General features: G+C 42.1%; 11 protein-coding genes and 1 CRISPR repeat array. Of the genes, 5 read left to right on the top strand and 6 right to left on the bottom strand.

Annotation, left to right across the window (positions count from 1 at the left end):
* Nucleotides 1–22 precede the first annotated feature (22 nt).
* Nucleotides 23–2,899, bottom strand: a complete 2,877-nt coding sequence (locus BQ5338_RS08010; RefSeq protein ID WP_071146292.1) for a glycoside hydrolase family 2 protein — start codon at nucleotides 2,897–2,899, stop codon at nucleotides 23–25.
* A 158-nt stretch (nucleotides 2,900–3,057) separates the two neighbouring features.
* Between BQ5338_RS08010 and BQ5338_RS16850 the strand changes: the two genes are divergently transcribed.
* On the top strand, nucleotides 3,058–3,195 hold the full coding sequence (locus tag BQ5338_RS16850) for a hypothetical protein (protein WP_159431320.1): 138 nt from the start codon (nucleotides 3,058–3,060) through the stop codon (nucleotides 3,193–3,195).
* 111 nt (nucleotides 3,196–3,306) lie between these two features.
* Here BQ5338_RS16850 and BQ5338_RS08005 read toward each other — a convergent pair whose 3' ends face one another.
* The 3 genes from BQ5338_RS08005 to BQ5338_RS07995 all read right to left on the bottom strand — a co-directional run bounded on the left by BQ5338_RS08005 (nucleotide 3,307) and on the right by BQ5338_RS07995 (nucleotide 13,538).
* Nucleotides 3,307–6,534: a glycoside hydrolase family 2 TIM barrel-domain containing protein gene (locus tag BQ5338_RS08005; protein ID WP_071146291.1), complete on the bottom strand. Its 3,228-nt coding sequence runs from the start codon at nucleotides 6,532–6,534 to the stop codon at nucleotides 3,307–3,309.
* A gap of 43 nt (nucleotides 6,535–6,577) precedes the next feature.
* The gene (locus tag BQ5338_RS08000) at nucleotides 6,578–10,825 is read right to left on the bottom strand and encodes a beta-d-glucuronidase/beta-L-arabinofuranosidase (RefSeq protein WP_071146290.1); all 4,248 of its coding nucleotides are present in this window, start codon (nucleotides 10,823–10,825) and stop codon (nucleotides 6,578–6,580) included.
* Nucleotides 10,826–10,886: 61 nt separating this feature from the next.
* Entirely contained in the window at nucleotides 10,887–13,538 is a 2,652-nt protein-coding gene (locus tag BQ5338_RS07995) for an alpha-d-galacturonidase (protein ID WP_394331133.1), read from the bottom strand.
* A 234-nt stretch (nucleotides 13,539–13,772) separates the two neighbouring features.
* On the opposite strand from BQ5338_RS07995, the gene BQ5338_RS07990 reads away from it, so the two are divergent.
* The 4 genes from BQ5338_RS07990 to BQ5338_RS07975 all read left to right on the top strand — a co-directional run bounded on the left by BQ5338_RS07990 (nucleotide 13,773) and on the right by BQ5338_RS07975 (nucleotide 21,656).
* Nucleotides 13,773–14,339 carry a Pycsar system effector family protein gene (locus tag BQ5338_RS07990; protein ID WP_071146288.1) on the top strand — a complete coding sequence of 189 codons (567 nt, stop codon included), beginning with the start codon at nucleotides 13,773–13,775 and terminating at the stop codon, nucleotides 14,337–14,339.
* Nucleotides 14,340–14,352: 13 nt separating this feature from the next.
* The gene (locus BQ5338_RS07985) at nucleotides 14,353–17,592 is read left to right on the top strand and encodes a hypothetical protein (RefSeq protein WP_071146287.1); all 3,240 of its coding nucleotides are present in this window, start codon (nucleotides 14,353–14,355) and stop codon (nucleotides 17,590–17,592) included.
* Between the two features lie 74 nt (nucleotides 17,593–17,666).
* A CRISPR array of direct repeats spans nucleotides 17,667–19,815; the repeat unit is 36 nt; unit sequence GCTGGGAATGCTCTTGATTTATAGAGTAACTACAGC.
* 336 nt (nucleotides 19,816–20,151) lie between these two features.
* A complete protein-coding gene (locus BQ5338_RS07980; protein ID WP_139265212.1) occupies nucleotides 20,152–20,577 on the top strand; it encodes a hypothetical protein in 426 nt (141 codons plus the stop codon).
* A 77-nt stretch (nucleotides 20,578–20,654) separates the two neighbouring features.
* Nucleotides 20,655–21,656 (top strand): DUF4373 domain-containing protein, encoded by a 1,002-nt coding sequence (locus tag BQ5338_RS07975; RefSeq protein ID WP_071146285.1) that lies wholly within the window; start codon nucleotides 20,655–20,657, stop codon nucleotides 21,654–21,656.
* Nucleotides 21,657–21,883: 227 nt separating this feature from the next.
* On the opposite strand, the gene BQ5338_RS07970 is transcribed toward BQ5338_RS07975, so the two are convergent.
* Both BQ5338_RS07970 and crcB read right to left on the bottom strand, forming a co-directional pair.
* Nucleotides 21,884–22,321 carry a universal stress protein gene (locus BQ5338_RS07970; RefSeq protein ID WP_071146284.1) on the bottom strand — a complete coding sequence of 146 codons (438 nt, stop codon included), beginning with the start codon at nucleotides 22,319–22,321 and terminating at the stop codon, nucleotides 21,884–21,886.
* Nucleotides 22,321–22,701: a fluoride efflux transporter CrcB gene (gene crcB / locus BQ5338_RS07965; protein ID WP_071146283.1), complete on the bottom strand. Its 381-nt coding sequence runs from the start codon at nucleotides 22,699–22,701 to the stop codon at nucleotides 22,321–22,323. Before crcB ends, BQ5338_RS07970 begins: the two co-directional genes overlap by 1 nt.
* Nucleotide 22,702: the final 1 nt, after the last annotated feature.

Here is a 22,702-nt window from a genome sequence, read left to right as displayed (position 1 = left end):
ACATTGATTCAAGATTGAAAGATTATTTTGTTCCGTTAAAACGGAAAACAATACGTCCATATTGCTGACCATCGACCCACTTAGGTTGTGATGATGGTCCACAGAGATCAGTTGAATTCACCTTGTTACGTACGGCAGGAATTACATTCAACAGAGAAATTCCGCTTTCAGGAAGTGTATAGAGCAATCTGTCACGTCCATCACGTGGCTGATAAACACCCACATAAGTGTCCGGAGTCTCATTGGTAATACTAATTTCACCCTCTTTTGTACGAATGTTCATCCACGAAACATGGGAAAAATAGCCTTTGAACTCGGGATACGTAAAGCTTTCACCGGGAACGGGATCATTGTAATCATTCTCCCAAAGGTTGTATTGCGGACCATGCAAACGGTTTTGCCATACACGATAAGGACCGTCACCCAACCATTGCTTACTCAACACTTTATCTTCCGGATAATCGAAACGAATACCCATCAAGTCTACTACTCCGGAGAAATTATAGGTATAATCCAGTACTAAAGTTCCATCAGCCAAGATGCTCCACTGAGCCTTATCAAAGTTGCCGAGCTTATAGTTGGCTGTAACAAGCAACTTACCTTCAACTTCCTTTATATCAAATCCGGTAAAGATGCCGGCATCTTCAAATTCACTGTAGGTGCGATCTTTTTGCTTGGCATTCTCATCATCGTGATTATAGAATTGATCCAGAGAACGATCTGCACGACGAGCACCAATGAAACGAGGGCCATTGGCAAAACTGATAATTTTATCGCTTACCTTTACCGCTTTCAATTGTCCATCTCTCTTGCAGAAAGTAAATTCACGTCCACCTGCCTTAGCAACTACCGCCTCAGCTGTTTCTGTGTAAGTTGGCTTAACACCATCTGCTGTAAGTTCTTTGGCTGTAGCAATCTCGCCAAGAGTATAACTCCAGGTAAATAGTTCCTTACCAAATGCATCAACGGCAGTTAAGATCAACGCATCAGCATCTTTCACCGCCCCAGCAATCCGCATGGTTCCGGCTTGATGAGCAGCAATATTCTCACCCTTTGCCTCACCTTGCTTCAATACTTTCACCTCCTTCTTTCCATCCGTAGCCAAAGGGAAAGTCACGTACTTCCAATTGAAAGTACAAGTGTTCAGATTCAGGAAGTCATAGCGATTTTCTATCTGTAGCACACCATCAAATGCCTTCGTCAATTGTTTATTCATCACCTGAACAGGATTCCAGATTTGCTTGATTGTATAGTAGCTACCCTCTTTTTCGTGATGAGGGCCCACAATGCCATCGGCACCAAAGTTACCCTGATTATCAATGAAACCATTCATATCCACACGCTTCACTCCTTCATCGGCCAGCACCCAGAGGAATCCACCGATGCAACGAGGATGTTTACGCATCATTTCCCAATAATCCCATAAACCGGCACCATGACCACCATCATACAAACCGTGCAGAAACTCTGTAGGCATAAAGATTTGCGGAAGTCTCATATACTCCTGACTTTCGCCATACGAACGGTAATGCATCGTTTCAAAACCGCTAAAGTTTCCTTGTGGATGGATCACCGGACGGGCTTGAGGATCGTGTTTGTGAAACTCACAGTCAAGTTCCGTGTTCCATCCCTTTTCATTTCCATTGCTCCACCAGATGATAGAAGGATGATTCACGTCCCTTTCCACCATGCTTTCAATCAGCTTCACTCCGGTAGGGGTATCATATTTACCATGCCAACCGCCCAATTCACTCATCACATACAATCCCAAAGAGTCGCAAGCTTGCAAAAAGTCAGGATCTGCAGGATAGTGCGAAAGACGAACAGAATTCATATTCATGCTCTTAATCAGTAGCACGTCTTCTATGTTCTTGGCTTTGCTCAATGTTCGTCCGGTTTCGGGACGGAAACTGTGACGATTCACTCCACGGATATTCACACGTACGCCATTTATATATAAGCCATCACTTTCCCTTACCTCGATGGTGCGAAAACCGAATGATTCCGTTTCACGATGAAAAGTGCTACCATCCTGTGCTAAAAGAGAGAACTCGGCCTTATAAAGGTCTGGGGTTTCGGCTGTCCAAAGTAATGGATTGCTTACGCTTGTTCGTACGGTTGTCCAGTCACTTCCCGCTTTCACCGGAGTTACCGTTTCAGAGACCTTCTTTCCCTTCTTATCAAAAATTACCGTACGAAGCTTCACATTATCGGCAGCACTATTCAAATAGCAATTGGCTATAAAACTACCATCGGCCTTTGCATCGATAGCCGTTCTTTGAATGTTTAATGCGGGCTTTATCTCAAGGAATACAGGACGGAAGATACCTCCAAAGTTCCAATAATCAGCACGACGTTCGGCCAGATTCACTCCGGCATTCTCGCTCTCCTTGCTCACCGTTACCTCCAGCAGATTCTTCTTTCCATACTTCAGCATGTCAGTTACGTTGTATGAGAAACGATAGAATGCACCCTGATGCTTGCTTCCAGCCTTACGACCGTTCACCTTCACTTCAGTGTCTGTCATCGAAGCTTCAAACAGCAATTCTATCTGGCTGCCCCGCCATTGCTGAGGCACATCAAATTCATATTTATACATGCCCTTCTCATTCGCAATGCCCTCAGGAAAAGGTTTTCCATAAAAGCTGATGCCATACTGATACTGACCAAAACCTTGCAACTCCCAACAAGAAGGCACTCCTATCTTCGTCCATTTACCCGAATTGCGTCCTTCCGTACAAAAGAAATCCCACTGTACCATATCGTCAGCTCCATGGCCCGACAGATAGTGAGTTTCAGTTACCGGAACCTTGTTTTGCGCACTTCCTGTGGCTACGGACGCTAACAAAAGCGAAAAAGCCGATAGAATGCGATGCCATTTTAATCGTCTGTCAATCATTATAATTCGTATATTTGTTCATTATTCTATTTAGATAGACGCTGTATAAGTCCATTTGTACCCATCAACATTTGTTTAAAGAAATAAAGAACAAGCGTTGTTTTCAAAATTTATCTATCTTTGTAGCTGATTTGAAATAATTCTAATAAATAGATAAGATGACAGAGAAAGCTCCAGCAAAGCCAACAAGGGTGTTACCTAAGAAAAACGGTAAAGACGTGCAGCCTACCGGAAAACGTATTGGTAAATCCAGACCAAGCAAGGCTAGCAACCAATTGAACAGAAGAGTGAAATAGGCCGCCAAAAAGAAATCTATCCGTTTGCATGGTAGTGTTAGAAAGAAAGGGGCTTTGTGTAGCGTTAATGACTACACAAAGCCCCGTTTGTTGTATGAGCAACATTATCCATTACTTCACTCGTACAAAGCGTATATGAAGGGTATGTTCTTTCTTCTCAATCGCATATTTTTTCAAGACTCCCGGACCACAGCTGCTGTTGCCCAAACCTAATACTGCCGCATCAAGGTTCAGAATTACCTCTTTGCGTGCGACCAGATCACAATCATGTGCAGTAGTGTAAAGATCCTGAGCAGTATAGTGCAAAGCCGATGCAGAGAAGTTGTTTTCGATCGCTTGTATTCTCACTCCCTGGTCTTTGGCATTCGTCAAGGTCAGAAAAGCCACGTCTTCTTTGTTGCCACTTTCTTGCGGACTAGGGTAATGCGTATATTGATCTGCTACTTTACCACTCCACAGACCAATAGTACAAGCTGTTTTCCGATCAGGATAGCTATCCGACAGGCCACGCCCATACCACGTAAGGTTTTCATAGCCGGCAGGTAAAGCCATTGTGATGCCCAGACGAGGCAACTCCGGTAAGTTACCTACAGGCAGAAACTTACATTTTACATCTATCTCACTATCCGTGGTAACCGTATAAGTTGTTGTCGTAACAATGCCTCCGTTCTTGTATTTATTGGCTATTTTAGATTCCACAACTACCGCACCGTCTTCTCGTAAACGATGAGTGAACGATTGCAATTCATAGGTCGGTTTATCCAACCCGTTAAGTTCCCAATCTTTGGCTAACCAGTTGCCGAAACCTTTATCATTGTCTGTCGGTGCCCGAAAAGCTTGCGTAACAGGAGCTTGCGCCAACATTTCACGACCATCATAATTCAACGATACAAGTGTTCCACTCTGTGTATTCCAAGAAGCAGAAAACCCTTTTCCTTTCACAGTCAGATTTTTATCCCTTTCATCCACTTGCAACTTACCCTTATTAATCATTTCAGCTTCGGGGAGCTTGCCTTGTTGCAGGCAGAATTGCTCCCAGCTAACCTCGTACCCCGCTTTAGCCCAAAGAACATCTTCACGCAATACGATGCGACACAAAAGACGAACATCTGTTCCTTTAGGAGAAGAAAAATCACGAATAGCTGAAGGAAGTTCAACCGATGCACTATCACCGGGTGCAACTTCAGGAAGAGTAAGTTCTCCCTGTTTACGGGTTTTACCATCGACAGATAGCGTCCACAAACAGCGATAATTTTCAAGTCCGATGTGATGGTTATGGTTAACAACCTGCAAAGAAGAACCATCAAGCAATTTGAGATAAACAGGTGCATAAACCTTTTTCACCTCCATATACTTAGGCGTAATCTCCCGATCGCTTCTCACCACTCCATTAAAACAGAAAGCTTTCAGATTAGGTACGTCGCCAAAGTCACCTCCGTAAGCCACCATCGTGCGACCATCGGGGAGTGTTTTATAGATTCCTTGATCTACCCAATCCCAAATGAAGCCACCCAACATGCGTGGGTTACTATACATCTCATCCCAATATTCCTTAAAGTTTCCCAGCGCATTGCCCATACTGTGTGCATACTCGCTTGTCAGCACCGGACGGTTATCGTTTGTACGTTGAGCAATGCTTAGCAAGCGTTCCCAACGAGCATTCTCCGGACGTTCTTTATCGGCTCCCTCTGCAATGCCGGGGTTTAAATATTCTTGTTGTACACGTGTATAGAAACGACTAATCACATCCACCGTAGCCGGATCAGGATAACCCTCCAAGCCTTGCGCTCCTTCGTAATGCACCGGACGGGTTGGATCAAAGTCGTGCAACCATGCCGATATAGCAGCAAAGTTAGGCCCATAACCACTCTCATTCCCCATGCTCCACATCACCACCGACGGATGGTTTTTATCTCGTTCGGCCATGCGTACAGCGCGATCCAGAAAGGCAGCATGCCAATCAGGTGTACTGGCCAATGTGCCACGCAAACCATGTTCTTCTATATCAGCTTCATCCATGACATAGAGTCCGATGCTATCGCACAGCTCATACCAGCGAGGCACATTCGGATAATGACTGGTGCGAACAGCGTTGATGTTCGCCTGTTTCATAAGCAGCACATCTTGCAGCATGCGTTTTTCTGTCATGACACGAGCAGTAAACGGGTCATGTTCGTGACGGTTTACTCCTCTGAAGCGGATGGGTTTTCCGTTGACTAACATCTGTCCGTTCTTAATTTCTATACTACGGAAACCCACTTTGGTGTTTACTACCTCTTGGGTACGTCCTGTGCTGTCGTTCAAACACAATTGGAGAGTATAAAGAGATGGAGTTTCGGCGGTCCATTTCTTCGGATTGATCACAGGGATATTGATGCGCCCCATCTTACGAGGCCCCCGTTGCGGAAACCATTCATTCATCACAGAAGCCTTATGGTCCAAATCGAGGATAGGCTCCACATCGGCCGGAGTAGAAGAGATCAATCGTCCTTCCGCATCCATCAATGTGACAACCAACTTATATCCCTTCCCTTTTTCGCTTCCGAAAACAGAGAATTTCGGATCTATCTGCAAGGTAGCATTCGTATAAGTGTTATCCAGCAAGGTACGTACAGCGAAATCACTGATTCGAATATCTTGAGTGTGAAAGAGAGTGATACTCCGATGAATACCTCCGAAGCGCCAAAAGTCCTGATCTTCGAGATAAGAACCATCGCTATATTTATAGACTTCAAGAGCTATCTGATTCTTCCCGTTATGCACATAAGAAGTGATGTTAAATTCACTAGGTTCCATGCTTCCCTGGCTATAACCCACACGTTCACCGTTTATCCAAACATAGAATGCGCTCATCACCCCATCAAAACGAAGAAAAGTTTGTCCATTGGCTTTCCAAGTCTCCGGCAACGTAAATGTACGGCGATACTGCCCTACCGGATTCCTTTCTTTATAAGTGGTGTAAGTCTGCTTTGGTTCGCTCATCACACTAGGTGGGTCAATCTTAAAAGAATAACCGGAGGAGATATAAATAGGAGTTCCATATCCATTGTTCTCCCAGTTGGCAGGCACCTTGAAGTCTGTCCATAAACGATCATTAAAAGCAGTAGTATAGAAATCAGCCACCTTACCATCAGGTGTAGGCGTCCAGCGAAATTTCCATGTTCCATCAAGAGATAAAAGGCGGTCTCCCGCCTTCTTATCATATCCATAAAATGCAGCCCTGGCAGGCTCACGATTTATCTGAAGCACATGTTGATTTTCCCAATCATGCGGTTGCTGTGCCTGACAGAAAGCACTCAGCAAACAAAATGTGCCCAGTAGTGTATTAACTAATTTCATCTTTTCTTCTTATTAAAAGCTTTAATTTCTTGAATCGACATACTTATTGCACATCCAGAGCATCCAGCCACAACCCATTCATGTCGGCAGACGAAAGTATTACCTTGTAATGTCCTGCATTGATATATGTTCCCGTAGTGGTACTCATCAATTTCCATTTCTCAGGAGCCTCGGGGAATGCTATTTCATCATCCTTCAATACCGTACCGTTAGCAGCTACAAACTTCAAGCGAACTGTTATCAGTTTACCACTTGTATTCATATACTTAAAGCGAAGGGCATATACCTGAGCCAGTCCGGTAGAAATGTTCCACTCAATGCTACCATTGCCTACTTTATTAAAAGAAATGCCAGTCTGTTTGCGGTGCTCTATCTTTTTATACGCACCTTGTATTTTTGCCTTTTCAGCTTCATAAGTAACAGTGCTACGTGCGTTTTTATCTTCAGGCAACAACTCTTTCGGCGTTCGTGCAATCGTATCAGTATTTGCTTTGGCCCAACTCCAAGTACTATTATTCATAACTATTCTCCCGACACTATTGTCGGATCCTGATTTTGCAGAAGAGATTCTAGCCACGGCAATGGCAGAGATAACAGCTTGCCCCGCCTTCACTTCAGGAAAAGAAATTTCCAATTTACCACCTTTCACCTCTGCCGTTACCACTTTCTTCAGAGCAACATCGTGTCCGGCTTCTGCCCAAATATCCAAATCATTGAGTACAGTCTTTCCATTCACTGCCACATCAAAGATACGCAAACCCTCACAATCCGTCTTTTCACTGCCACCCGTACCATGCCAAGGTTCAATGAAATAAAATTCTACCCGATATGTTCCGTCGGGGACAGGGAAATCATAGAATAACTTATGACGGCCGAAACGAAAGTGCTGAAACAACGACCAATCTCGTGTACCTTTTATAGGATCATTGGTCATACGCTGGCTAGCCAAATAAGGACTTAATCCTTCAAAATCTTGCGCCCAACTGTGAGATACAGCTGTATTATCTTGCGCCCAAACCTGCCCGAACTCATCCGTGTAGCTATCCCCTCCACAGTTTATCCGATATAAGTAATCGTGTCCACTCTCCGCTTTCAATAAAGGTTTCACGTCCTTATAAAGTGCATCAAAATGAGAAGCACGTTCCAGACCATTGAGCACAAGTACATCCTCAGCAACAGGCTTACCTTTGTAATAACCTACTGCACGAAGCACATTGTAACGAACATCTCTGTGCTCCCACATAAAATGGGTACCAATGCCATTATTCTTTTTACGTCCTAAAAGACTAGTATTTGTCGCATCATTATAAAGCAATACAGAATCACAGTTGCTATAAGCCTCAACAGTTGTCCGTCGTCTACCGGTAGCAAACCTGTCCGGCCATGTGTGAGACACGAGGTAAACCATCGGATCTTTGGCAGCAGGTACGTAGTTAGCCCGATACATATAATACACATCCAGCGGTTCCTCCCATGGCGTAACTAATCCTTTGTAGTTGAATGGTCCCACTTTGTCTATCTTCCGATAAGCCTCATCTGGCTGACGGCGACCCGGATTATCGTGACTGCTGAATATCCATTGAAATTGTCCGCAAACACTATCTTTTGCCTGTTCCGCCAAACGGATCTTCATTTCCATCAGCTGACACATACGATCTTCACTCCACACCCCGTTTTGCTCAAAAGTTCCCGGTTCGGTATGCAGGTCAATACTTCTCCACGCACCATATTCACCGTTGAGTAATTGATCCGACTGAGCTAATTCAGCTTTATAATTTTCCGGTTTGCCACCATACGTGCCACTCCAATTCTGCACTACATCCCAGTCCGTACCCTCACCCCCATTGCAAGTAGTAATCACACGCATGCTTTGCGCTGTTGGATCCATCTCACGAATAATAGCACTACACTCTTCGGCAAACTCACGAGGGAGAACACTCTCATTCTGCAATCCCCACATCACTACCGATGGAGAGTTGCGACGTTCCTTCACCCACTGACGAAGCAATTGTTTGAAGTTCGCTCTAAACTCAGGCGTGTCATACCAGACGTGTGCAGAGAATTGCGTCCAAAAAAGGATACCATCTTCATCCCAATATTTCTGATAATCCAAATGGTGCGGTTGATGTGCATCCCTGAAAGCATTGAATCCGGCAGCTTTTATTTGCTTCACTCGGGCAGCGACCTGTTCTTTACTGAAAGCGTGACTTTGTCCGAATTGATGTTCGTACTCACACACACCATTGATGAAGACAGATTTTCCATTCAAGTAGAAACGTCCGTCGCCATCCTTACGCTTTACAGGCCAACTGATTGTTCGAATGCCAAAAGGAGTCGTTATTTCATCCGTTGTAGCCGTGCCTCGTTTAATCATCGAAGCCAGATTATAGAGATAAGGATTCTCCACACTCCACAAGATAGGATTCTCTACTACAGCCGATTGCCTGATTATTTTTGTTTCTCCCGGAGCAAGAGTTACCTCCTCCACCAATAGGAAAACCTTCAAGCCATCTGCATTATTGAGTTTATTCACCACTTGAATCTTTTCAGTCTGCGAACTGTAGTTCTTTACTTCCGTTTCCACGTACACAGTCTTCGCCTTATCATCATTCCAGATGTGTACGCCAAAAGGTTCGATGCGTACTTCATCGGTAACCTCAAGCACTACCGGACGAAAGATACCCAGTGGCTGAGAGCCTTCACTAAAGCCCCACTCCGAAGAGCAACCACCACAAACCCAAGGCATATCCGAAATCATTTCAGGGTGCTCCGCCTTCACTTCCAGCAGATTATCTTCTCCGGGTTTCAAAGCATCCGTCACATCAAGTGTCAGTGTGGTACGACCAACAGGATGGCGACCGTAACTCTTCCCATTCAATGTGATGGTAGCATAAGTCCCTACCCCTTCGAAGTGTAGAAAGTAACGCTTTCCTGCCTGAGCTTTCGGAGCAGTAAATGACTTTTTATAAAGAGCAGTAGCGTGCAGATTGCCATGAGTCAACTGCCGATAGCCATAATAGTCATCCCAGTTATGAGGGATGTTCACTATCTGCCAAAGTTCACTTTTGGTAAATGATGATGGCAAAACCTTATCCGTTAGCTTTTTTTTCTCCTGATCAAGCAGCAACGTAGTCTTCCAATTCTTATCCAGTTGCAGAACCGTTCTTCTGTTCTTCTCTTCCGGCTGAGGGAAACGAACGGCCGAACGCCCCATCGGTTTACTCGTTGCTACAGCAATGCCACGTTGATCATCTTTATTTACCCCGCAATAGAAGTGATAAACCACTCCATCGTGATTAATCACACAACTTTTATGAGCAAACAAATTATCGTAGTTTTTGGAAGGAATAATCAAATCATCCCCCGTCCAATCGGTCCAATGGATTAAATCATAACTACAGGCAAACGTATTAAACGCCTTATATTGACGAGAAGGAGCAAAAGCAGAGAAGTAAAACATGACATATACATCACCCATCTTTTGAATTTGCGCATCCCCCGTAATCGTTCCCTGCGTTTCATGACTAAAGACAGGATTACCGGCATAGCGTTTCCATTTCTTCATGTCTTTTGAAAGAGCGATACCAATCCGTTCCCCCTTCAGTTGCGTTTGCGGATGGCGACCACCCGCATTGTAGAACATCACAAATGGATAACCTAACGTCTTTTTTTTGTCCCAGTATACCGTACTTTTATATTGCGTCAGATTCTCAAACCACTGTGCATCTTTATCTTCCGAAGAAAGAAGCGGTTTGTCCATTGATTCCCATTCCACCGCTTCGCCCAGATTCTTCTCTTTCGTCCAAGCCATGCCTATGCGAAGTGGACCGGCTTCATAACCGGCATTGGCCCCTCCGATATAAGTCATCCAATAGTTTCCCTTATAAGGTTGAAGAGCGTAACTACCTCCCCACTCCATGTCCGGCAAAGCAGGAAATCCTCCCCGTTGGTTCGTATCCCAAGTACCATTACGAAAAGAAAGAATGCGTCCTTTTGTCTTCCATTCCAACAGATTATCGCTTTCGGCCAACCATGTTTCATATCCACGACCATCATTGCCCGAACGACCGTTGTAAATAACAAAGGTCATGTACCACTTATCGCCCTGTCGAAACACGGTGGGACAATCCATTTTGTAATTGTTTGTTTCCGGAGCCAGAACAAGTCCGTATTTATAGGGCGTTTTGATCTTTTCATACACCTCCTCCATCTTCTTTTGAGAAACGCTGTTTTGCGCAAAAAGAGAACAAACAATCAACGAAAACAGAACAAGCACACCATTTTTTTTCATCGTAGTCAGTATTAATAAAACCAGAGTGATGATTCTCCTTATCTAATTGCAAGTTTAAGGACTAGTAAAACAACCAGTCCATTGTTTCCTCCGCTCCTGCCAAAGCAGCATTGCGAGGAGTAATCTCTTTATTTGTAAATCCAAACACCAGCAAATACCCTTTAGGCAAAAGCAATTGATGTTTGCCAGCCGCAAAGCTATAAGCATGTACATCAGCCAAAGGCATACCATCAATGCGAACAGCATTCGTCAGTTTCGCTTCTGCTTGTCCATAGTCATTAGCGGCTGCATCTATTTCTAGTTTCGGTGCTTTGGCATATTTCTTTTGGTCATCACGAAAATAGCCAACCAGCAATTGAACGGGTTCATGAGCTTCGAACTCAATCATGGTTCCCACTTCACGCTGCCTGTCGCCATTCAGATTGAAAGCATAAAGTCCTTCCAATTCAGGAGCCAAAGCTTCCACCTTACCCGGTACGTTAGAGAATAACGAAGCCCCTTGGGTCAACTTCACCACAGATGGTTTGCTTAACAAAGTAACGTTCCCCTGAGTAAGTGGAGCTATTTTCACCTCAGCCGCAACCGTTTTAGCGCTTTGTTTCTCCTTTAGCATAGCCAAATTAGCTTTAAAGTTAGTTAGCTCTTTCTCATAGTGCAGCAACATCTCCGCCCAAGTTTTATTTTTGCCACCATCACCACCAATAGGAATACGACGCTGAGCCGTCTGCATACTGTTGGCATACAGATAATGATCTTTAGTCAAATCCACCAACTTGCGATAGTGAACAAGCCCCTCTTCCATCAAAGGTATCGCTGCGTCAAGGTTCTTCAAATCCTTTCCCCATTGATAATCGAGCACCAACTTAGCCGCCTTTACCTTCAGGTTGAAAGCATACGCAAATTCCCGATAGCAATGCATATCATTTTGAAGACGTTCAAACTCCTCCTTATTCTTAGTTACATTCGCAGCAGCCTTGTCAATAGCAGCTACAGCCTTATCACCATGTTCAATTGCCTGGGCAATTATATCAAGCGGCAACTCACCTACGTGCGGTTGTTTCTTCCACTCCTTCTCCACATACTCAATGAGCTTTTCTCCTTCCGGTCCGCAGCTCTCATAGAATCCCGGATAAATGGTATATTTATATGGGTTGACCAATTGGCTCATAAACATTCCCAACAGTAATGTCTGTCTGTTACCTTCTGTAATACCGAAACGACGAAGCAACTTCGGAGCGATTTCACCCGATTGCTCATACGCTTCCAGAATCTCACGTGAGGCTACCGAATCAGTCCCGTAATAATCACTCAACTGGCTATCCCAGTAAGACACTTCATCCTTACGGTCACGGTGACAATTCCAAGCATATCTGGCCCAAGTCTTGTACCACATCCAGTCGCGATCCAGCTGAAACTCACGTTTGCCATCCGGCAATTTATCAGCAGTATACGGCCAATCCCAGTATGAAGCCTGAGGGTAAAGGTGCAACGCATTGGCCCCATGAACATTGTGCATCGCATTTACAGCCTTCTGAACAAAGTCGGGAGAGCTCCAACGAAACGGCTCCAGATTAGCCAGAATATGCACATTACTGATATGTATACTACCCAGTTCGCTCAAATCCTTATGAATCTTAGCCCATGGGCCACGAGGTTCATACGTGGTAAGAGACTCACCGTTGTACTTATGCATCGTATATAGATTCTTATATAATGGCAAAGCAGCGTCCATCACCATCTTGCAGTCAGTATCGTGTGCACGAAGTAAGAGAGGAGGTTCATCTGTGCGACCAAGTGCCTTCAAACCATCCTTCACACCCGGAATAATCGTTTTCGTAAACCATTCCACATCATCCTCATACGTATCCATTGCCTCACCCAGGCAAACAAGCAAGCCCACATTGGGGTACTTCTCTATAAAAGCAGCGATCGACTTGCGGGTATAATCGCTGATAAGCGGTGTGATAGGACGGTTACGATCTTGCGTTTTCAGTCCATAATGATCAGCAAAAGGCTTTGACAACAAAATATTATAGAACATCTGAATAACAAAGATACCTCTTTTATCGGCTTCCTTGGTCAGAAACGAGAACATCTCTTCGTTCTTCTTAAATGTCTCCTCGCTTACTTCCAACGCAAAAGGATACTCCTTCAACTTCACCAATGAAGAAAACGGATGCCCATTCCATAGATAGAGCGTATTCATACGGTTAGCCACCAACATATCGAGGTATTTTATCCACTGTGCCTTGTCATAAAACCAAGGGAAGTTTTCGGGAGTATAAGGATATTCGTACACACCATGCCCGGGCAGATAAGTTGTTTTCTGCAAACCTACGCACGACCCGCGAAGCACCATCTCAGGCGCATCTGTCATCGAAGTAGGAAAATTCAGGTTCTTATTATTGTTTATGTGGTCAATCAATTCATGGCAAGCATAGATCACACCGTTACCATCTTGTCCGGTAAGTTCAGTAAAATCACCGTTAGTAGTAATACGGAAGCCCTCCTTTTTAGTAATGGAATCCGTTGCCTGATTAATAAAGATCGTTTTCCCTTTTAGCTTTTTACCATTCGCATCCGTACGCCAATCCACTTTGTAGCCCGATTGTTCAAGTGTAGTTTTCAATTGTTCGGCTCCAAACAGCGCACGATTGGTAGCATTCGGGGTAGTTATAATACTTACAGTTTTTTCTCCGCACGAGCAAAGCAGGAATGCTCCCATGCCCACCAGAAGACCTTTTAGTTTCACCATCTCTATTTACCTTTGATATTTACTATTTCAATTCCGTTATATACTAAAAGAGACGGTAAGGAAAGGGTTTTGTACTCAATACAGTGGGTAAGCTGGCTCATTTCACAACATACAGCGCAAACTTACATTGATAAATTTGGCGTCACTGAAAATAACCTTTACTTTTGGGAAAATAAATAAAAGTAATACATTATGGGCAGCACACACAACTCCTCCTTTCAGAGCACACTCCAAAGTGTGTACGAGTATGTAAACCGATCCCTCTCTTTCATTGAAGCCAAGAATGGTAGTTTGGTTGTATTCAACACAGCACTTCTGTTAGGTTTGTTGCAAACATCCCAAAGTAGTTGGTTCTTCTGCTATCTTACTTATTGCTTCCTTTTTATACTCTCTTGCACTCTGCTAATCATTTCACTTCTACTTGCACTCTGGTCATTTATGCCAAAAAAAACCAGCAAAGAAAAGAAGAAGAAAAACACAAGCAGTGAGAGTAATAAAGAGGACAAAAACGATTTACTACAAAGTATCTATTCTACCGAAGGACTCAGCAATCTGGGGAATGAGGCCTTTATCTCTTTCCTGCAAAAGACTCAGCCCGATTACGAGATAACCGATGCTGATGAAGCACTGATTACTTGCACGATGCACACAGCTCGTGTCTCTTCACGGAAATACAACCTTTTCCGTTACGCCCTCTATTTTACTTGTGCGGGAGTCTTATTTAGTTTTCTATCACTTGCACTATACATTTTCAATTAAAATCTTATTCACTATGGAGAAATATAAAATAGTCAATTTAAAGCCAACAATGGCTCTTTACGCAAACATTGCTCTTAATACCATAGAGAAACTTTGCGACAATCAAACCGATAGTATCAGTACATCAAAGAAAGAATTAGCAGAAGAAGTGAAAGGTTGGAATACTGAACGCCAAATTACAGTGGCACGCAAACTCTACACCAATTTCTATTTCATAGAGCGACTGTTTAGCGACACCGAGTTCAAAGCCAATAAAAATCAGACAGACAGAGTAAACGAAGAACAAAGCATTCAAACTTTACAAGCCAAAGAAGTTATTACTTGGTTAAATTTACTCTTCGACATTCGCTGCTATTGTACACATAACATCCATTCCGAACCTCTCGTTTCCAATTATCATGAATCATCAGTTAAAAGTCTGTTAGAAAATCTGTATCAGGAGGCCGTAAATCATTCAAAAACGTCCGTACCTGATAAATTCAGAGATGCTTGCAGCCTATTCGAAACTTGCACTAAAGAGAGCAAATACGAACGGACAACTAAGCATAGGGATAAATATCGTCAGATCAATAACACCTACTTCAGCTTCACAGCACAAGTATTCATTATCTGTCTATTTCTGGACAGAGATAGTGTTAACGAGTTTCTTGAAGCAATAGAGATTGCTCATCTGCCCGACGGATCGGAAGAAGCGCGAACAAACTTTCGTCTGCTTAACCCCGGAGAACCTTACCCCGAAGAACTGCGTGCTCCGTATAAACAAGTACTCTATGCGCGAGATATTTACACCTATTGGGCAGCCAGAGGACATCGTAGCCATCTTTCATTAGCCGCAGACTCTGTGCTCAAAGAGAAATACTTTTCCATACTCGAACATTTGAAACGAATTCCCCAAGAAAGGCTCGAAGGAGATGAAAGGGTATATTCCTTTGATATTCGAGAAAAGAATAAATTTATGGAATGGGCTCTGGAATTTTGGGAAACAGAATATAAAGCTTGTGGAGCAGGTGGAAAAGAAATAAACTGGAAATGGGCACGCCATGCATCTGTAGAAGATAAGAAGGCAGTAAAACAAAAAACCGCAGAAAGACAACAGCAACCAGGCAAAGTTTCGGAGCGTATACAGCCTCTGCGTCGCCATGAAAAAGTAGTATGGCAAATTCCTGATGATGAAAACTCACGATTAAACGATCGCGGAGATGAAAGCGGTTTCCCTTATTATTTTGAGAAAGACGATAAAGGAGAATATTCTCAAGCTTTATTTCAATGTATTCAAGGCAAAGGCGAAGGTAGACGAATCATTATCGGACTGATGAGTCGCAAAACTCTTTGTTCCATTCTCGAAGCATACCTTACTCTTTTTCCCTTAGATGATAAGGTAGAAATCAATTTCCCAGATAGAAAAAAAGATTTCTTTGTGGAAATAACCAAAGCCTGCATTAACTACGTGGCAAATAAATATCCCGAACTAACAGGCAGAAAAGAGAAGCACATCGTCACTCGTCCGGAAATAGAAAACCGCATTGCTTATCTACAACAAAAATACAAACAGCAAGAAGAAGAAACCAATCTACATAAACGCATTATAACCATTGCAGACACATGGAATCAAATGATAACCTGTGCTGCACGTACCAACCCAACTCACGCATTAGATGATAAAGGAGTAACGGGAGGGAAAAACGGTTATCAGGAAATCATTAAATACTTATCTTTCATGAGCCCGGCTCCCATCACCTACATCCAGCGCGAAGATGAAGAAGATAATAGCTATAGGAGCAGAGAATACAAGAAAACACAAAAGATAAGAGAGGAAAAAGCATCTGATTTGATTACCCTGCTGAAGCAGTTAGGAGGAACAAAAACCAAAAACAACTATTATCAGCAGATAAACAATAGCCTAAATCACGGGATCGATAAGCGTTTATCAAACACTCTTAATAAAAAAGATGTAGCAAGTTGCCACACCATTGCCGAACTATTCAGGCAATGCATGGAGTACCGGATGTGTACCTTGAAAGTATATTCAGACAAATTGAAAAGTGGGCTATTCAATCCGGAATTGTGGAAACCCAACACCGAAATGCGCTGGCTGGGGTTAAGAGATACACGCACTCCACAGGCTGCGCAAAACGAAGAGCAGCCACCCAAACCGCTACAGACAGGCATACTGAATGTAGACAGACACCAACACACAGCCGTAGGCATGCCGTCTGAATTAAGGGAGTTAATAAGCAAAGAGCTATTTACCAAATGGTTTGGCGAGGCTAAGCAGCCATTGCACCAAGGATTATACCCCTCGCCAGGCAACAATGTCCTGCTCATCCCCGACTTTTATGCATTGCAGAATCACTCCGTATGGGAATCTATGTCGGGCCCTCAAAAAAAGCGTCTTTACCAAATACGCCGTGAAGACACTTTACTTTCCCACTTCGCCTATTACTATGCTCTAAAAGCGGGCTTGCCACCGCACAACATGGAACTTATTGGTAAAGACTTTCAAGACTTGTCCTTGCAAATGCCCATCGCTCATCCCGAAAACGGGATACTGCTGGCAAACATCTCATTCTATTACCGCCACTACAAGCAGAATCGCTACAGGCTTCCGGCTAAGCTTACCGTGGGACTTATCAACCTTTTAGTGGAGCGCGGACTAATAGAATGTGGCAGCGAAATACCTCACAACACATTAGTACTAAGGCCCAAAAACGAGCTGACCGACGAAGATAAGCTAACACATTTTGGCGAGAGGGCTTATGAAACCTTATCAAAAGAAGAACAGATAAGTAAGATAAACGAAAAACTATCTGTGATGAGTTCCGATAACGTATTCATTCCTGTTAAAGGTGAGAGGAAATACTTCATAACAGAATTATTAAATTCCTATACCATCTGTCGCAAAGTATTTATAAACAGAATATTCCATTTAGAAAACGTTGTGATAAACAAGTATTCTTTGCAAAAGAAAAACGATAAAAATTATCTTTCCTTTAAAGAACTATCCGAGACACTGCGTACCTACAACATCTTGAACGATGACGAAGTAGCTAAATTAGTGCAGCTACGCAATGCTGCATTTCATACTGATGTCCCTTCGGCCGATTTGTTGATTCCAGACAATGAAAAGTTGATAAAACTCACCAAAACTCATCCTACTAAAGAATATATAGACATCTTTGGCACAGGCTTTGATTTGATTAATAAGTGCCTCGATTCATTAGAAAAAGATAAAGTGAAAAAATACAAGCATTAGTATGAAGTTTTATTCTTATTTTAAAGACCAAATTGACACTAAGATGGCTCTAGTAAGCCATTGCAAAGAATTGTGCTGGGAATGCTCTTGATTTATAGAGTAACTACAGCGCCTCGGTAGATAGGATTGCATTAAGCTTTGCTGGGAATGCTCTTGATTTATAGAGTAACTACAGCGAAAAGAGCGAATTATTATGAGCACGTAACGCTGGGAATGCTCTTGATTTATAGAGTAACTACAGCTCTTATGCAAAAGGGCAATATCAACCATCTGCTGGGAATGCTCTTGATTTATAGAGTAACTACAGCGCACTGGAAGAAGTAATAGTGAGTTGCATCGCTGGGAATGCTCTTGATTTATAGAGTAACTACAGCTTGGTGCAGCATCATAAGCACCTTGCGCAACGCTGGGAATGCTCTTGATTTATAGAGTAACTACAGCTGCCAAACTTAGTAGGTTCAATCCCCTTGCGCTGGGAATGCTCTTGATTTATAGAGTAACTACAGCATAAACGCATCAGTGCAGTGTACGTACTCAGCTGGGAATGCTCTTGATTTATAGAGTAACTACAGCTAAAGTGTACCAGACATTAGCCTTTATAGTGCTGGGAATGCTCTTGATTTATAGAGTAACTACAGCGCATGAAGTCAACTCCATACGCTCAACGCGGCTGGGAATGCTCTTGATTTATAGAGTAACTACAGCCCGACTTCAGGATATCTATTATCAATATCTGCTGGGAATGCTCTTGATTTATAGAGTAACTACAGCCTTTCCGTTGAAGTCTAGTTCAGCAGAAGGGCTGGGAATGCTCTTGATTTATAGAGTAACTACAGCGAGACTTCATAGGGAGTGCATCTTAAATAGGCTGGGAATGCTCTTGATTTATAGAGTAACTACAGCTAGAGCATCGTTGTAAATTGCACCAACGGAGCTGGGAATGCTCTTGATTTATAGAGTAACTACAGCTAATCAATTTCACTTAATCCAATTTGATAAGCTGGGAATGCTCTTGATTTATAGAGTAACTACAGCCTGCTAGAGAAATAAGTACTAACTTTAAAAGCTGGGAATGCTCTTGATTTATAGAGTAACTACAGCCTTTTTCGGTGGAGCTTAAATAAAGAACGGGCTGGGAATGCTCTTGATTTATAGAGTAACTACAGCTAAGATTTTATTTAAGTATTTAATTGGCCAGCTGGGAATGCTCTTGATTTATAGAGTAACTACAGCGAATAACAGTTGAGGCAGTGGTACATTCCTGCTGGGAATGCTCTTGATTTATAGAGTAACTACAGCTACTAGTACCATCAGTAATAGCCATCAATAGCTGGGAATGCTCTTGATTTATAGAGTAACTACAGCGCACGCTTTAATGCTTCTTGTGGAGTTTTAGCTGGGAATGCTCTTGATTTATAGAGTAACTACAGCACAATTATAACTATCCTTCAAAGAATTTAAGCTGGGAATGCTCTTGATTTATAGAGTAACTACAGCCCGTGTAATCATCTCCCATAGTCCTAGCGTGCTGGGAATGCTCTTGATTTATAGAGTAACTACAGCACGATTCACAAGATTATACACGCTGTGATTGCTGGGAATGCTCTTGATTTATAGAGTAACTACAGCATAAAATTCATAGATATCTCTGTACCAACTGCTGGGAATGCTCTTGATTTATAGAGTAACTACAGCACAATAGATCATGTGATCTTTTTCGTTGCAGCTGGGAATGCTCTTGATTTATTGAGTAACTACAGCACTTGATATAATATGCTAAGTACGTACCAAGCTGAGAATGCTCTTAATTTATAGAGTAACTACAGCAGTTAACGTTATATCCCATCCGTCACCTCCGCTGGGAATGCTCTTGATTTATAGAGTAACTACAGCTTGGCTACATCTCTATATAGAAGACAATGAGCTGGAAATGCTCTTGATTTATAGAGTAACTACAGCAATAAATTTACTATCTCCCTTATTGAGCTTGCTGGAAATGCTCTTGATTTATAGAGTAACTACAGCCATTGCAGTTCAGCTCATAGTCGGTATAAAGCTGGAAATGCTCTTGATTTATAGAGTAACTACAGCAAACTGATTCATTATCGTTTCCATCCTAGAGCTGGAAATGCTCTTGATTTATAGAGTAACTACAGCGCCAAATATCGATCTCCAATTTGTACGACAGCTGGGAATACTCTTGATTTATAGAGTAACTACAGCTCATCTTTCTCAACAAAGGTTTTGTTCATGGAAAATCTTATTGTAACCCTTAAACAGCATAGAAGATAACTTACCAAAACAACTATACAGATCTTACAGATGGCCAAAGAGTAAAAAAGAGGAAAAATAAAAGTAAAAAGAATGCAGTAAATCAGTTAATTCTTCATTTATAGATAAAGCAAAGTTGTAAAAGAAGTGAGTTTAACATACTATCTCATCAAACGTAACGAGGAGAACATAAAATGAAACTGATTTCTATGACAACTAACAAATTATTGATTTACTTTGTGATCATACAATTCAACAATATATATGTCAAACTATATACACTACATTATGAATTTTATAAATAAGTCACTCCTCGTTTTGTCTCTAGTATTCTTGTGCAGCAGTTGTAGTAATGATGATACTACTTCCGAGTTCTATACTTATTATAATCTTCCTTCCGATTATAATACGAAAATCAAAGAAGACAAGATTATTGTAATCAATGATGAAATTGAATTTCAAAAATTACTTTCTGACTATCCCCATCTAGAGTCTGTCGATTTTGGAAAGTCGACCTTATTATTAATTGAAGGAATCTCTATGAGTGGAATAGAGAAGATAGATAAGCAGATATCAAAAGCAGAGAATAATAAGTATGAGGTCATCATTAATGTAAAGATGAACTTAGCAACTGTAGTTGAACCTTGGCATGTAGCCTACCTCATACCTAAAACAAATGCGGAAGATATAGTGTTTACTATCAATTATTTGTAATCCAATTAAGTATAATTTGTATCCCTGTTGCGTTATAACGTAACAGGAAGTTTCTTCTTTTTCGTGACCTTTGGGGAATGAAAAATGATCAGTACTTTCCACACGATGTAACAGCGCACTATAACATTAAACTATTACGCCTCAAAGCCGATAAAGGTCTTGAGGGATACGGTGTTTATTGGTGTCTATTGGAGTATCTGCGCATGCAGAAAAATTATTCGATGCCATTCTCTCTGCTTCCTGCCTTGGCTCGAGAGTTTGGTTTATCGACAGAGTATTTATCTGACATTATCCAGAAATACGACTTGTTTGTGCTGGATGATGAGCAGTACTTCTCGTCCCGCGGACTCAGCAAACGAATGAAGCCACTTGACGAAAAGCGTAAAACAATGGCTGCAAAAAAGGCTCAAACGCCCGAGGTTGTAATTCCAAATAAAGTGCCAAAAAGAGTGGCGAGACAGAAAAAAACTGTTTCGATGACTGAGCCACAACAGGAGTATGCACCGAAAATGGAGACACAAACTGTCGGAACTGTCACTTCGGAAGTTGTCAATTCACCAGCAAAAGAGTCTGATATAACTTGCTCGAAAGTGATGCAAAACAGTGCAACTGAACTGTTTGAAAGTGCACAAAACTATGCGCAAAATAACATGCAAAACAGTGCAAAAACAACGCAAAATGCACTTTTACAAAACACTGATAATGAACGAGTTGCAATGCGTTCTCTAGAAGAGGAAAGTAAAGTAGAAAAAGATAAAGAAAAGTATGGTTGTTGTGGTACAACAACTGCGCGCGTAACAACTTCCACAACCACCAACAATTGCCAAGTTTCTATTCTTCCATTTTTAGTTTGCCGCAAAAAGGAAAGAAGCAAAAAGCCAACTTCCAAATGCCTCGTTTCAAATTGCTTTGATGTTGATATTGGGGAGGTGACAAATCAATCCAATATAAACCCACTTCTCGTTTCGGGTTGTTTCGATGATGATTGTAGTTATAGGCGACTCAACTTGTTGCACTCAAGCTCAATCGCTCACTTAACGCTTCGTCCACCTCCTAGGAAGCTCGTGTGGTTGGATTAAGTATTTGAGCCAACCTCTTGCTTGATGCTGCCACTACCATCTTCTCTTGATCTCCGGCACAAGAGTTTCACTTTAGTGGGGCAACCGATTTGCTGTAGCATTTCGGATGGTCGATAGATGAATACCTATGCTCTGTTCAAGAGAACCGTGCAGTTGGTGGAAGAGAGCCGTTCAGATGGTGAAAGAGAACCGTTCAGTTGAGGCAACTGCACGGTCTAAATAAAATTTTACTTCCGTACAGGTACAATCATGACAGGTATTGTAGAGTGTAGAGTAATATGTAGTGTGATGCTACCCATCGCCCAAAGAGTAAATCCACTTCTTCCATGTATACCGACAATGATCAAATCTGCACCCCAAGCCTCGGCTGTCTTTAAAATATCCTCTTTAGGAAAACCTTCCGGCATAAATTTTATTGTTTCTTTTGTCTGGTTATTCAGACGTACCAATTGCTCCAAGGTATCCTGTGCTTCTTTTTTGAGTACCATTAATGCTTCGTTCGGCATAATTCCAGCATCCGGATCACCTGTAGCTTTTGACTTATCAACGACAAAAATCAAAGCTGCATCTGCTTTTAATTGTTCTGCCAGTTCAAAGCCTTTCTTGGAAACATCAATAGAATTTTCCCTACTATCTACCGCTATTAAAATTTTCTTGTAAGTCATTATGTTATTATTTTAGATAATACATTTCCGCCCCATATTGCTATAAGGCCTGATATAATGCTTCCTGTTATATACAAAGCAAATGTCCAATAGTTGCTTGTTTCAAATAGTTTCAAGCTTTCCGATGAGAAGGTTGAAAAAGTCGTATACCCTCCGCAAAAGCCAACGATTAATAAATATTTTAGCTCATTATCAAAAAGGCTAAAACGAACGGATAGTCCCATTAAAATACCGATAATGAAACACCCTGTTATGTTTGTTATAAAAGTACCCAAAGGAAAGGCATAGGAAAAAAGCTTTGAAATACCAAGTGCTACGAGGTAACGCAAAACGCTTCCTACACCTCCGCCTAACGAGACTAATACTAATTGTTTAACCATT

Origin of the sequence: Bacteroides ihuae (assembly GCF_900104585.1) — a bacterium.
Lineage (GTDB): Bacteria > Bacteroidota > Bacteroidia > Bacteroidales > Bacteroidaceae > Bacteroides > Bacteroides ihuae.
Note: the sequence above shows the minus strand (reverse complement) of the source record. Positions and strands in the feature narration are given on the sequence as shown.

Bases quoted from the DNA above. Each gene is read 5' to 3' on its own strand.
- BQ5338_RS08010 (WP_071146292.1), bottom strand. From the start codon at position 2,899: ATGATTGACAGACGATTAAAATGGCATCGCATTCTATCGGCTTTTTCG.
- BQ5338_RS16850 (WP_159431320.1), top strand. From the start codon at position 3,058: ATGACAGAGAAAGCTCCAGCAAAGCCAACAAGGGTGTTACCTAAGAAA.
- BQ5338_RS08005 (WP_071146291.1), bottom strand. From the start codon at position 6,534: ATGAAATTAGTTAATACACTACTGGGCACATTTTGTTTGCTGAGTGCT.
- BQ5338_RS08000 (WP_071146290.1), bottom strand. From the start codon at position 10,825: ATGAAAAAAAATGGTGTGCTTGTTCTGTTTTCGTTGATTGTTTGTTCT.
- BQ5338_RS07990 (WP_071146288.1), top strand. From the start codon at position 13,773: ATGGGCAGCACACACAACTCCTCCTTTCAGAGCACACTCCAAAGTGTG.
- BQ5338_RS07985 (WP_071146287.1), top strand. From the start codon at position 14,353: ATGGAGAAATATAAAATAGTCAATTTAAAGCCAACAATGGCTCTTTAC.
- BQ5338_RS07980 (WP_139265212.1), top strand. From the start codon at position 20,152: ATGAATTTTATAAATAAGTCACTCCTCGTTTTGTCTCTAGTATTCTTG.
- BQ5338_RS07975 (WP_071146285.1), top strand. From the start codon at position 20,655: ATGAAAAATGATCAGTACTTTCCACACGATGTAACAGCGCACTATAAC.
- BQ5338_RS07970 (WP_071146284.1), bottom strand. From the start codon at position 22,321: ATGACTTACAAGAAAATTTTAATAGCGGTAGATAGTAGGGAAAATTCT.
- crcB (WP_071146283.1), bottom strand. From the start codon at position 22,701: ATGGTTAAACAATTAGTATTAGTCTCGTTAGGCGGAGGTGTAGGAAGC.